Below are 12,480 nucleotides of genomic sequence, written 5' to 3' on the forward strand. Positions count from 1 at the left end.
TTGATAAAGGCACTTTTCATGTCACAAGCCCACGATCCACATGCTCAACCATCCTCTGCCGTGCCAAGCCACACCGACTGGAAGCACGACGGCGTGCGCGTGGTGCCTGGTGACCAACTGGACGGCAATGTGCCTTCCACTCCGGGCATGGACCGCAAAGCCGCCATCAACTTTGCCCGCGTGGGCGCGCAAAAGCTGTGGGCTGGGACGGTGCACATCCACCCCAATGCGAAAACCGGGGCACACCACCATGGGCCTTTGGAAAGCGTCATCTACGTGGTCAAAGGTCGCGCCCGCATGCGCTGGGGCAATGCGCTGGAATTCACCGCCGAAGCCGGGCCTGGCGATTTCATTTACGTACCGCCCTATGTGCCGCACCAGGAAATCAATGCCAGCGCAGACGAAACGCTGGAATGCGTGCTGTGCCGCAGTGACGGCCAGGCAGTGGCGGTCAACATGGACATTGAACCTGCTGAAAAGCCCGAAACCGTGCTTTGGATTGACCCCACACACCCGCAAGGCGGCGTTTAAAAGCGGCTGCCCCAGCTGAAACACGCCCCCGTCGGGTCTTGTTCACACCCCGAAAGCCTGCGCCGAGTCCGAATTTTCAAAAAGGGGCCAAACGCATCGCTTTGCAGCGAACCACGCGTCAAGCTCTCGATCATGGTTTTTGGATGGCATCCACTGTGGCGTCAAAAAATTTCATGCGTCAAAAAAAGCTTCACGCGCCCGCTGCGCGGTGTAAAGGCTGCGCCCCAGCATGCGGGCCGAGTCGGCCACCTGGCACACCAGCGCGGCGTTGTCTGGGGCCACTTGCCCGTTGTTGAGCAAGAGGTTGTTTTCAAAACCCACGCGCACATGCCCGCCCAGTGCAGCGGCCGTGGTGGCGCAGGCGTGTTCGCCCGCGCCAAAAGCGCACATGGACCACGGCTCGTTGCCGGTGTGGGCCCTGACAAAGGGCAGCAGATCTTGGGGAACGGAGGTTTGACCCACCGAATAACGGCCCAGCACAAACAAGAGCGACCAGGGCGCATCGGGGATCACGCCCTGTGCACGCAAGGCTTGCCAGCGCTGCAAGTCGGCCACGTCGTACAGGATGATCTGGGTCATCACGCGCTCTTGGGCCAGCCAGCCAAAGAACTGCGCCAAACCGGCTTCACCGATCTCGGGCTGGTCCACTTCGCGCAGGCCCACCGACACGGCCTCAGGCTTGAGCGCCGTGACCATGGCGATTTGCTCGGGCGCTTTGTACACACGCGCCGCTTCGCTGGTGACCTGGATGATCATTTCATCACCCACGGCTGCCTTGACCGCTTGCTGTGCGTCCCGGTAGCCCTGCACATCCAGGCTGTGACGCCCCTCAGCATCGCGGATGTGCATGTGCATCATGGCTGCGCCCGCATCGAGGCACAGCTTGGCGGTCTGGCCCAGCTCAGACGACGTGATGGGCAAAGACGGGTGGTCAGGCCGCTGCTTGTAGGCGCCGTTGGGCGCGACGGTGATCAACAAGGGATGGGGAAAAACAGCCATGGGGTGCCTTTTGAAAATCAGTCGAGAAGGAATCAATCGAGAGGATTGAGGGGCGGCAATTCAGACGCCAGCAAATCCAGCCCTTGGCGCAGCAAGCGGTCGTAGCGCTCGCGCTCGGCCTTTTGCGTTTCGGGTGTCCATCTGAAAAAGCCCTGCCCGGTCTTCATGCCCAAATCACCCCGGGCCACGCGCTCTTGCAGCACGCGGGCAGGCTCTGCGTTCACGGCCAGGCTGGGGTACATGCTGGCAGCGGCGGCGGTGTGCACCTCCAGGCCCGCATGGTCACGCTGCATGACCGGGCCTGCAGCCAGAAAACGGAAGCCAAAACCAAAGCGCACCGCTGCGTCCACGTCTTCGGGCGTGGCCACGCCTTCGTCGATCAGGGCAAAGGCCTCACGCGCCAAGGCATGCTGCATGCGGTTGGCCAAAAAGCCGGGCTTGTCTTTGCGCACCAACACCGGCACGCTGGCGCACCCGCGCATGAAGTCACACAGTTGCTCAGCTTCTTGAACATTGGATTGGGGGCCAAGCACCACCTCCACCAGCGGCACCAGATGCGCGGGCATGAAAAAGTGCAGACCCAACATGCGCTCTGCCGTGGGCAGGCCTTGGGCAATGGCGCTGATCGGGAAGCTGGAGCTGTTGCTGCACAGCAAGGTACCGGGGTCGGCCAGCTGCGCCAGTTGCGCAAACAAGGCCTGCTTGAGGGGCAATTTTTCCGGAATGCACTCGATCAACACGCTCACGTTCGGCCAGGCCACATCGGCCAGGTCGGCCACGGCCTGCACGCGCTCGGTGCGGTGGGCCATGCCCAGCGGCTCCAGGTTGTGGCGCACATGCGCAGCCAGGGCCTGGCGCTTGGCGGCGTCGGGCTCGACCACAGTGACCTGGCTGCCGCCACGGGCCAGCACGATGGCCACGTCCATGCCCATGGTGCCGCCGCCCACCACCACGGTGCGCGCTTGAGAGGGATGTGAAGCAATCATGAATCGGGGTCGCTGTGAGTCAAGGTGCGCTGAGTCTAGAAAGCGCCAGGGCTTTCGTCCAGCCGTTTCTTTCACCTGCTGAACCAGCACGCTGAAGCTTGAATTATTTGCACCTTCACCCCGCAGGTCGGTACTCGCAGAGCCCGACAACTGCCCAAAGCACCACCATCGCCTGTCATGTGCACTGGAGCTTTGCGCGCAAACGTCGGGGTCTTCGACCACCGACCTACAAAACAGCTGCCCTCGTAGGTCGGTACTCGCAGAGTCCGACAACTGCCCGAAACACCACCATCGCCCGTCATCTGCGCTGGAGCTTTGCGCGCAAACGTCGGGGTCTTTGACCACCGACCTACAAAACAGCTGCACTCGTAGGTCGGCACTCGAAGAGTCCGACAACTGCCCGAAACACCACCATCGCCCGTCATCTGCCTTTAAGCTTTGCACGCAAACGTCGGGGTCTTCGACCACCGACCTACAAAACAGCTGCCCGCCCCGTAGGTCGGTACTCGCAGAGTCCGACAACTGCCCGAAACACCACCATCGCCCGTCATCTGCACAAGTCCATCCATGACCCGCATGCGCCACAAGGTACAAAAGCACCTCAAGTGCAGGTTCTTTCACGGGCTCTGGCATGATCCAACGCATCTGCCACTGCACAAGAAAGCACACCGTGAACTGGCTCCAGAGATTGCCGGGCTTTACCCGGTCTGCACCCGGCCTGGAATGGGCGCTGTGGAAAAAACTGCCCTGGATCGCGCTGGCGGGCACCGCCTTGCCCTTGGCCTTGGTGAGCCTGGCTTATCTGGCCGCGCCGGACTCCCCCACGCCCGCATCCGAGCGGGCACTGACCCAATGGTTTTACATCGCCATCGGTGTGGTGGTGCTGCACTGGACGCTGGTGCTGACAGCGGCCATCGGCTGCGTGATCGTGATGCTGATGAAAGGCCCGGCCTTTGTGGGCATATGGCTTTGAGGTGCAGCACACCGACAAACCCGGCAGCCCGACACTGGACGACATGCGTGACAAAAACTGACCCGCACTCCGGCTCGGCCGCTTCTTTGTCAGAAGCTGACGTGTCGGGCATCATCGCCATGGCCTGGCAGGACGACACCCCATTTGAAGCGATTGCCTTGCAGTTTGGCTTGACCGAGCCCGACGTGATCGCCTTGATGCGGGGGCAGCTGAAAGCCCGCCCGTTCAAGGTCTGGCGCATGAGGGTGCGGGGCCGAACGGGCAAGCACCTGGCCTTGCAGCAAGGCCGGCAGCCGCGTCAAAGCAGCGCTGACGGCCCCGCAGGATCGTCTGCCACGCAGACGCCCGAAGACTTGCCTCTGCCACCCTCACCCATCACGCGCGATTCCTTGCGCTGAAGGCCTTCAGGCTCTTTGTTGAAGCCCTGCAGCGTTGGGGGGCTGCTGTGCGTCGTCCCGGCTGGCGTGCGCCTGAAAGGCCGAGGGCTCGGAGGCTGAAGGCGAAGCTGAATGCGCCCCAGCAGCCGGGTTTTCAAAACCCGAGGGCGTGGGCAGGATCGACTGCAACACCGTCAGCACGTTCTGCAAACGCGGGTCGTTGGTTTGCGCGTCGTCAGTGGTGTCGTTGATGCAAAAAAATTCGAGGGAACCGAACTCAGCCACCAGAGCTTCCAGCTGCTCGTTTTGATCCGCCTCCCCTGTAGACACATATCGATGGCGATAAGTCCGGATGCTGGCCATGCCATGCGCCAAGGCCCAACGCAGCACGAAGTCCGACACGATGGTGGGCTTGTCCCAGCTGCGAAACACGGTGGACCGGACGGCGGCAAACAGCTCGGGGGCCGTGTCTTCAAGCTCCAGCAAGATGGACTTGAGCATGGGCCGGGGCGAATGCGCAAATGTGCGGAAGGTGCTTTGGTACAAAGGGTCTTGCTCGCGCAGCGCGGGGGTGCCCGATTGGGCTTTGTCGCGCAGCCACTGGATGGACAGGCGGCAGGCATTTTCCAGCGAGGTCGCATCCATGCGCATGGCTTCGTCGCTGACCTCGGGGTCATCCGACCAGGTCACATGAAAGCCATCAGGGTGAAACCAGTCGTCAAGCCGCACCGGGGCGCCAAAGAACACGTCGTCGTTGAAATAAAAGTAGCGCTCGGACAGACCGGGAATGCGGTGAATCCAGGACTCGATGTGCCCTGAGTCAAAGGTGGGCAATGAGGCTTCAGGCATCAAATCACGATGGTCCACCAAGGTCAGGCGGTCCGATGGGCAAAGCCAGTCGGGGGCCTGGGCATCGGTGACGATGTAAACGTGGCCATGGTCAGGGAAAAATTTCTCCAGCGCACGCAGGCTGTAACGCAACTCGTGGTTGTCCCGAAAACGCCCTTCCACATTGCTATAGCGGGCCATGGCAGCACTGGAATCGGTGGGAAGTTGCTGCAAGGCCGCCTGGCGCTTGGCCCGCCAGTTCGAATCGTTCCCGTCTACCCACAAATAGACAATGTCGATGGGCGAATCTCTGGTCATTTTGGCGTTGGATTTTTAAAAAAAGTGGCAGAGTCTAGCAGTGGCTTTGAAAAACTTGTCAAAACCCACCCAGTCCTGTGGGCCACTGCACAGACGATTCAGGGATTGTATGAATGCCCGTCCGCCTTGCCTTTGTGCGGCGGGTGCCTGCGGCCTGCAGGAGCGTTAAGCATCCAGATGCACCGAGAGCAGGCCTGTCCAGTCGGTGGTGAAAGCGCCCGTCTTGTTCTCTTGCTGCATCGCCCACAATTTGATCGCCCCCGGGCCCCCACACTGGCCAGTTTCAGGGTGCCGCGCCCATAACCCGAACCGCCGAGATTTTGAGATTCAAACACGCGGCGCAACAGATGCCTTGATGGGCAAACCCGGTGCGGTCGCTCATGTCGCCTTTCACCGAAATGTTCACTGACAACGCGACCCAGTCAGCGTCTTGCCCTGGACGCGGGCGAGGTCACGCGAATGGTCGGGGACTGAGTGGGTGCAAGGCCACCGCTGCGAACATCCAGCGGAACGGGGTGAATCTCTGAATTTGCTTTAATGGTGCAACACGTCACATGAAAGACCCCGATGCGCTGGCTTATTTCCATCTTGTCTCCCCTCTTGTTCCTTTTTTGCGAGGCTGCCATGGCCGTTGAAGAACCGCGTTACACCGTGCTCGTCTCAGACCCGCCATTTGAGGTGCGCCGCTACGCCGCCTTCACGGTGGCCCAAACGCAAATCAGTGGCGACTTTGATGCCGCCAGCCGCAGCGGGTTTCGGCGCATTGCGTCCTACATTTTTGGTGACAACATGCAAGCCGGGCTGGGCGCACAACGCAAAATTTCCATGACCGCTCCCGTCACCTTGGTGCCAGAGACCGAAGGCTGGCGCATGCATTTTGTGATGCCGTCTGCCGAAAGCCTGCAGACCCTGCCCCAGCCGCTCAACCCGCAAATCCAGCTGCGCCCCGTGCCCGAGCACGAAACGGTGGCGGTGCGATTCAGCGGCATCACCACGCAAGCGAGCATCCAGGAGCAAACCGAGCGCCTGCGGGCTTGGGCGCAGGCTCGCCAACTCAAGCTCAGCCCCACCGCCCAAATCGCCCGCTACGACGACCCCTTCACCCTGCCGTGGAACCGGCGCAACGAGATCTTGATCGACTTGCTGCCTTGATGCGCGAGGTGCAGGCCGCCCCGTCGACAGCATCAAGCCAGACCGCAAAGTGCCCGCCACCATCCGTTTGTCGCCCGAGGTCTCGTCGGCTTTTCGTGCCACCGGTCATGGTTGGCAGACCCGCATCGATGCTGCGCTCAAAGATTGGCTGCGCACGCATTTCCCCTCGGCTGAAGCTGGGCATTGAGCCAACCCAAGCCCTGAGACTGGCACCCCATCAGACGCTGGCACAGCGCCCTACAGCGCCAAAATCTCTACGCTCCGCGTGAGCACCGGGCGGCACAAAATCTTGTAGCCATCGGCATCAAAATGAGCGGCCACTTGGCTGGCTGTTTGGCTCAGTTGGCGGGCCGTTTCGACGCTGGGGGCGCTGCCCAGATAGCACCAGTGCTGGACAACATGGATTTGCGTGAATTCCCCATCGCGCTCGACCAGGCCCACCGCCCCCGGGTACGGCCAGCACTCCACACGCAGCGCCAGCAGGCTGCTGAACAAGCGCTCGCGATGAGCGGTCGGGCTTTCGTCGCCCCGACACACGCCCGCGCATTGGCGGATCGCGGCCCTGAAACAGGCTTTGCCGGGGTGCAGTTTTTCCAGGCCCAGAGGGCCATAGCACAGCTTGTTTTGGTCAGCGATGGCCCGCAGCGCATCCAGTGCGGCGTGGCGGCTGGCATACAGGCCATACAGCTCAGGCTGGCTGGCAAAGTCGATGTCGCGGGCGTAGACGACTTGCGGCACATCGCCCGTCAGTTGCAGGCTGCACAGCTGTTGGTTGCGGCGCAGTTTCTGGTTGAACAGCGGGTGCTGGGCCTTGATCATTTGCGCCTCCAGCAGCAACGCCCCGATCTCGCCCGCCGTGCGGATGTGGCTGATGCGCTGGGTCTGGCGCAGCATGCGCGCTTCATCGGGCGTGCGCAGGTGCGACAGCAATCGGGCGCGGATGTTGATGCTTTTGCCGATGTACAGCGGCAAGTCACCTTCCTGACCGTGGAAGATGTAGACGCCTGCCCCGGTGGGCGCGTCTTCAATGGCGCCCCGCAGGTGCTGCGGGTATTCGTAGAGCCGGCTGTCTTCAAAGTCGTCGCGGCGGCGGCGTGGCAAGGGCATGGCGTCAGTGTTCGGTGAGGGGGTGTTGCAGGGCGGCAAGGAGGGTGCAAGGAGACGGCAAAGAAGCTCTGACGAGGCGGTTTTTTATGGGCTTGGGATGACTTGAGGGCAGTGCGGTCGCGGGTGATGTGTGGGCTGCGCGATGGCCACAAATTTTCGTGGCTAAGGTTCAACACGCCTTTGGACTGTTTTTATTTACAGTATACTGAGCAGGTCTCGCTTCTAGCAGTTGCCTGACATTTTTGCTGATTTTCGCCCCTTGCCTTGCGGCTTGGGGCGTTTTTTTGGCCTGTCTCCGCCCATGGGCTATGCCACCACATAGCGTCCATCGCCTTGCAAGGCAATTTGCCCCTGCGCCAGCAGTTCATCCAGGTGCATGGCGATGGTGTTGCGCTCGGCGCAGGCCACAAAAGGCACGTCGTAGCCTGCGGGGTAGAGCAGGCGGCGGCTCACCAGTTCGCCCAGGCTGTGCGGGGCTTGCAAATAAGCCAGCAGCTGCGCGCTGCGCTCGTCGATCTTGCTGGCAAAGCGGGCCAAATCGGCCACAAATTGGGCCCGGTCGGTCACCACCGTTTTGTGGTGCGAGGTGGCCCAGATGCGGGCGTCCAGCTCGGCCACTTTTTTGAGTGTCTGCCGAAAATCGCTCAGGTTGGAGGTGGCATCGCCGTAGTAAGGGCCAAAGCCGCTCAGGTCGATGTCGCCAATGAAGGCCAGGCCTTCGCTCTCGACCACCAGAGCGCAGTGGCCTGCGGTGTGGCCCGGCAGGTGGTGCGCCCGCACCCGCACGCCGCCGCCCAAGTCCCACACCGCGCCGTCGCTGTAGCCGGTGGCGTCGGGCCGGGGCTGGTAATGAAAATCCTTTTGCACGATGGCCAGCATCGCGTCCAGCACGTCTTGCGGGTAGCCGTAGTGGCGGCACAGGCCGTCCCACGACTGGGCAGCAGCCAGGTCGGCCTCGTGTACCTGCACACGGGCGTGCGGCAGGCGGTGCAGCCCGGCCATGTGGTCTTCGTGCACATGGCCCAGGATGACCAGGTCCACCGTGTCCAGCTCGGGGCCAATGCGGTTGGCCACCTCAGGCGTGTCAAAGGCTACGCGCATGTCGGCACCCTGCACGATGAGCTGGTTGCCGTCGGGGTATTTGCCCGATTTTTCTCCCAAGTGCACACGCACCGCTCCAAAATCCAACACCGACGCCATGAGGGCCCTTCCTGAACAGCGCCCCACCCAGAGCGCGACAGGCCACTATAGCCAGCGTGACAGCCCGGCGCTGGCACACGCGCTACAGTGACCTGCATGACCGACCTGCCCTCCCCCGCCACGCTGGCCGCCACGGCCTTGATCGACAGCGACCACCCGGACGTGATTGCCTTGGCGCGCCAGCACGCGCAAGGCGCTACCGACCGCGAACGCGCTGTGTCGCTGTACTTGGCGGTACGCGACCAATTTCGCTATGACCCCTACCGCATCGAGCTGTCCACCGAAGGCATGCGCGCCAGCTCGGTTATTGCCCAGGGCTCGGGCTGGTGTGTGCCCAAGGCGGCGCTGATGGCCGCCGCCTGCCGGGCAGCGGGCTTGCACGCCCGGCTGGGTTATGCCGATGTGCGCAACCACCTGAGCACCGAGCGCTTGCGCCAGACCATGCAGACCGATGTGTTCATCTGGCACGGCTATGCCGACATTTGGCTGGACGGTCAATGGGTCAAGGCCACGCCCGCCTTCAACATCGAGTTGTGCGACAAATTCGGCCTGCTGCCGCTGGAGTTTGATGGGCGAAACGACTCGATTTACCACCCCTTTGACAAAGCGGGCAACCGGCACATGGAGTACGTGAACCAGCGCGGCACCTTTGACGACATGCCGCTGGCGCAGATCGTGGCCGACTTCAAAACCGTTTACCGAGGCTGGATGGCCGAGAACGACCCGCTGCAAAACGCGAGTTTTGCGCAAGACGTGGAGAAGGAAACGCGTTGATGCAACGCACACTGGTTTTGTTGGACTCGATTGCGCTGGTCAACACCAGCCATGCAGGCACAGTGATCGTGTCCGGCTCGCACGGGGGCTTGTCGGCCTCGCATTTCGTGACGGCGCAAACCCACAAAGCTTTTGCGGTGGCTTTCAACGATGCAGGTGGTGGCAAAGACGATGCCGGCCGCGTGGCGCTGCGCGAGTTACAGGCCGTGGGTGTGCTGGCCATGTTGTACGCCCACACTTCGGCCCGCATCGGCGAGGCACAAGACGGGCTGGACAACGGCGTGGTCAATGGGCTGAACGAGCTGGCCCTGGCGCACGGCCTGCAGCTGGGCATGCGGGTGTCAGACGCCGTGCGGCAATTGGGGGCCTGAGACCGCAATCCATCGACCGCAGGGTGTGGCTCCTATTGATTGGGCCTGCGAAGTTTTCAATGCGCAAAGATGTTGTAGGTCGGCGGTCGAAGACCCCGACATGGGCCTGTGCCGAAACCAATAACGTCGGACTCTGCGAGTGCCGACCTACGGGAAGCCCTGTTATGGACCCGGCCCCGTGAAGTTTTCAATGCGCAAAGATGTTGTAGGTCGGCGGTCGAAGACCCCGACATGGGCCTGTGCCTAACCTCATGTCGGACTCTGCGAGTGCCGACCTACGGGGAGCCCTGTTATTGATCCGGCCCTTTGAAGTTTTCAATGCGCAAAGATGTTGTAGGTCGGCGGTCGAAGACCCCGACAGGGGGCTGTGCCGAAACCAATAACGTCGGACTCTGCGAGTGCCGACCTACGGGGAGCCCTGTTATTGATCCGGGCCTGCGAAGTTTTCAATGCGCAAAGATGTTGTAGGTCGGCGGTCGAAGACCCCGACATGGGCCTGTGCCGAAACCAATAACGTAGGACTCTGCGAGTGCCGACCTACGGGGAGCCCTGTTATGGACCCGGCCCTGTGAAGTTTTCAATGCGCCAAGATGTTGTAGGTCGGCGGTCGAAGACCCCGACATGGGGCTGTGCCGAAACCAACAACGTCGGACTCTGCGAGTGCCGACCTACGGGGAGCCCTGTTATTGATCCGGCCTTTTGAACTTTTCAATGCGCCAAGATGTTGCAGGTCGACTGTCGAAGACCCCGACATGGGCCTGTGCCGAAATCAATAACGTCGGACTCTGCGAGTGCCGACCTTCGAGATGACATGTCTCACACATTTCAAACTTCAGCGTGCAGGATCCCTAGAGAACGACTTTTCGCCTTGCCTGTTTCAAAGCTGCGCTGGCTTGGCCAAAGGCACGGCCTCAAACGCCACGCGGCTGGGCACGTCGCAGGCCACCCACATGGCGGGCGGCTGGGTGTGCATGATGATGCCGGCCACGCTTTCAACGCGGCTTTCGGGTGGCACGCTGGGGTCGGGGCTGCGGCAGATGGACAAAAAACCGTCCGATTCGTCGCGCAAAAAGTGCTCCAACTCAGCTTGCCCGATGGGCGTTTGCAGCGCGTGTTGATAGGCGGTGCCCAAGCGGCTTTGACTTGACAAGCCTGGGCCCATGGGGGCTTGCTCGGCCAGCAGCGATTCACATACGAAATGGTTGGTGTGCACCACCACGCCATCGGTGGGCGCAACATCGGCCCAGCCAACGGGGGAGACCTCAAAGCAGGCGGCCTGGCCCTGGGCGTCGGCGCAAGGCACGTTGGAGGCCGCCCCAAAGCCCAAGCCCAGATCAGTCTGCAAAGCCTGCAAACGCTCGCGGGCGTGCGCCACCGAACGGCAGTCCAGCAAATGGCGCAGCAGCACATGCACCGGCACACCCAGGCGACTGCCGTCGCGCACCGAGCGCAAGATGTTCAGACCCAGCGCAAAGCCCGATTGGTTGATGCCGATCTTGGCCAGCATGCCCGCCTCGGTCAGGGTGGTGATGCTTTGGCCGCTGGGGCCTTGGGTATGCAGCAGCACCAGCGCTTCGCGCTGGCGGCCCATCCAGTCCCAGTTTTGCGCGAGCCAGGCTTGGCCTGTGCGGCTGGCGGCGGCGGTCACGCCCATGGCGGTGCATTCGCCGTCGCGCAAGGCGCTGTCCCAAGCGGCTTGCTCCAGCCAGTCGGGCAGGCCTGCGGCGCGGTTGGCGGCCAAGGCCACTTGGGCGGCGTGTTTCAAGTCTGGGGCATCCGCCAAAAACGTAGGCGGCAAAATTTCGGTGCGGCAGTTCAGCGCCATCAGGCTGCCCAGGCTCTGGCCGCTGCCTTCGGCCATGCCGCGCAGCTCGGCCATGAGGTCGGCGTCAACCTGTTCGATCACCGGCTCAAAGCGCATGGCCCGATCGCAAGCGCTGGACCAGTCGATGCCACAGGCGGCAAACAATCGGGCATAAGTGACCACGCTGTGCTGGATGCGGCCCTTGGCCTCGCGGCCATAAATCTGGCCGCGTTCATGGGCCGAGGCGGCACCCAAGATGTTGATGCAAGTGAACATGAGAAATTCTCCTGAAATTTTGAGAAAGTGCCTGAGGGTGTTCTCAGTGGTTACCCGGCATCGGAACCCGAAGCAATGGCCGGAAACTGCCTGGCCACATGCACCACCGCACGCACGGTGGCGATACAAGGAACAGGGTCTTGGTCAAAGTACACAATGTAGTTTTCATGGGCCATCAATTCGTGCGGCGAGCTTGGCTGCACGAAGGGCTTGCCATTCTTCGTGGCTCACGTCAGGGCGCGGGTCATCTCGGCTGGCCTCGACTTTGGCTGCCACCCAGCGGTCGTATTCGGCAGCGCGGGTCAAGGCCTGCGCCCTGTCGGGCCGCGAGCGCTTTTGCAAAGCCACTTGCTCGGGCTGCCATTCATCCAAATGGTCCAGCACGATGCGTTGTACACCCATCTTGTGCAGCAACTTCAAAGCACTGTCGGTCGTGCCAAACAGACGCGGCACCGCGCTGCGCGCCTGCACCAACAAGGCCTCGCCTGTGCGGGTCACCAACTTCACACAAAAACGGGGGCCTTGGGGCACCAGCTCTACAGACTTGATGGCACCGTGGGCCAATGCGGCTTGAAATTGGGTTTGGGTCAGGGTCAGCATGATGGAACGGTTAACGTTAATCCTGCGCATTCTATATATTAAGAACACACCACATCGTCACACCCCCTGCCCCCACACGCGGCCGAACTGGGCGTGTCTGCCTGAGTTGATGGACCGCTGCGGCGCACAGGGCAAATGCTGATAGGCCACGCGCCTTGCACTGGCACTTCGGTGACTGTGCGCG

At 61.9% G+C, this 12,480-nt stretch carries 14 protein-coding genes and 1 pseudogene; 7 read left to right on the top strand and 8 right to left on the bottom strand.

Annotated elements, in window-relative coordinates; genetic code table 11:
- Positions 1-18 precede the first annotated feature (18 nt).
- Positions 19-531, top strand: coding sequence for a cupin domain-containing protein (locus H663_RS26475; protein ID WP_053170121.1), 513 nt, complete (start codon positions 19-21; stop codon positions 529-531).
- Between the two features lie 171 nt (positions 532-702).
- Here the strand turns inward: H663_RS26475 and H663_RS26480 are convergent, their stop codons facing one another.
- A complete protein-coding gene (locus H663_RS26480) occupies positions 703-1,530 on the bottom strand; it encodes a beta-keto acid cleavage family enzyme (protein ID WP_053170122.1) in 828 nt (275 codons plus the stop codon).
- A 32-nt stretch (positions 1,531-1,562) separates the two neighbouring features.
- Positions 1,563-2,516 carry a 3-hydroxyacyl-CoA dehydrogenase family protein gene (locus H663_RS26485; RefSeq protein WP_053170124.1) on the bottom strand — a complete coding sequence of 318 codons (954 nt, stop codon included), beginning with the start codon at positions 2,514-2,516 and terminating at the stop codon, positions 1,563-1,565.
- A gap of 670 nt (positions 2,517-3,186) precedes the next feature.
- Between H663_RS26485 and H663_RS26490 the strand changes: the two genes are divergently transcribed.
- Positions 3,187-3,489, top strand: coding sequence for a hypothetical protein (locus H663_RS26490; protein ID WP_133239973.1), 303 nt, complete (start codon positions 3,187-3,189; stop codon positions 3,487-3,489).
- 47 nt (positions 3,490-3,536) lie between these two features.
- On the top strand, positions 3,537-3,887 hold the full coding sequence (locus H663_RS26495) for a TIGR03643 family protein (protein ID WP_240620403.1): 351 nt from the start codon (positions 3,537-3,539) through the stop codon (positions 3,885-3,887).
- Between the two features lie 6 nt (positions 3,888-3,893).
- Here H663_RS26495 and H663_RS26500 read toward each other — a convergent pair whose 3' ends face one another.
- Positions 3,894-5,012, bottom strand: a complete 1,119-nt coding sequence (locus tag H663_RS26500; RefSeq protein ID WP_053170128.1) for a stealth family protein — start codon at positions 5,010-5,012, stop codon at positions 3,894-3,896.
- 624 nt (positions 5,013-5,636) lie between these two features.
- Here H663_RS26500 and H663_RS26505 point away from each other — a divergent pair.
- Positions 5,637-6,164, top strand: a complete 528-nt coding sequence (locus H663_RS26505) for an SOUL family heme-binding protein (protein WP_165803871.1) — start codon at positions 5,637-5,639, stop codon at positions 6,162-6,164.
- Positions 6,165-6,189: 25 nt separating this feature from the next.
- Positions 6,190-6,351 (top strand): annotated as a pseudogene (locus H663_RS26510) (BrnA antitoxin family protein); the annotation flags it as partial.
- Between the two features lie 50 nt (positions 6,352-6,401).
- On the opposite strand, the gene cho reads toward H663_RS26510, so the two are convergent.
- Together cho and H663_RS26520 are read right to left on the bottom strand one after the other, a co-directional pair.
- A complete protein-coding gene (gene cho / locus H663_RS26515) occupies positions 6,402-7,271 on the bottom strand; it encodes an excinuclease Cho (protein ID WP_053170132.1) in 870 nt (289 codons plus the stop codon).
- A gap of 306 nt (positions 7,272-7,577) precedes the next feature.
- Entirely contained in the window at positions 7,578-8,471 is an 894-nt protein-coding gene (locus H663_RS26520) for an MBL fold metallo-hydrolase (protein WP_053170134.1), read from the bottom strand.
- 96 nt (positions 8,472-8,567) lie between these two features.
- Here H663_RS26520 and H663_RS26525 point away from each other — a divergent pair, with 96 nt between their 5' ends.
- Positions 8,568-9,245, top strand: coding sequence for a transglutaminase domain-containing protein (locus tag H663_RS26525; protein WP_053170136.1), 678 nt, complete (start codon positions 8,568-8,570; stop codon positions 9,243-9,245).
- On the top strand, positions 9,245-9,616 hold the full coding sequence (locus tag H663_RS26530) for a hypothetical protein (RefSeq protein WP_053170138.1): 372 nt from the start codon (positions 9,245-9,247) through the stop codon (positions 9,614-9,616). Before H663_RS26525 ends, H663_RS26530 begins: the two co-directional genes overlap by 1 nt.
- Positions 9,617-10,493: 877 nt before the next feature.
- Here H663_RS26530 and H663_RS26535 read toward each other — a convergent pair.
- The 3 genes from H663_RS26535 to H663_RS26540 are packed head-to-tail and all read right to left on the bottom strand — an operon-like array spanning position 10,494 to position 12,296.
- Complete coding sequence (locus tag H663_RS26535; protein ID WP_053170140.1) at positions 10,494-11,696, bottom strand: C45 family autoproteolytic acyltransferase/hydrolase; 1,203 nt, start codon at positions 11,694-11,696, stop codon at positions 10,494-10,496.
- Positions 11,697-11,746: 50 nt separating this feature from the next.
- Complete coding sequence (locus H663_RS42380; RefSeq protein ID WP_276309815.1) at positions 11,747-11,872, bottom strand: hypothetical protein; 126 nt, start codon at positions 11,870-11,872, stop codon at positions 11,747-11,749.
- Positions 11,862-12,296: an antitoxin PaaA2 family protein gene (locus tag H663_RS26540; RefSeq protein ID WP_053170141.1), complete on the bottom strand. Its 435-nt coding sequence runs from the start codon at positions 12,294-12,296 to the stop codon at positions 11,862-11,864. Before H663_RS26540 ends, H663_RS42380 begins: the two co-directional genes overlap by 11 nt.
- Positions 12,297-12,480 lie beyond the last annotated feature (184 nt).

The sequence above is a fragment of the Limnohabitans planktonicus II-D5 genome (assembly GCF_001270065.2).
In the GTDB taxonomy this organism is placed as follows: Bacteria; Pseudomonadota; Gammaproteobacteria; order Burkholderiales; family Burkholderiaceae_C; genus Limnohabitans_A; species Limnohabitans_A planktonicus.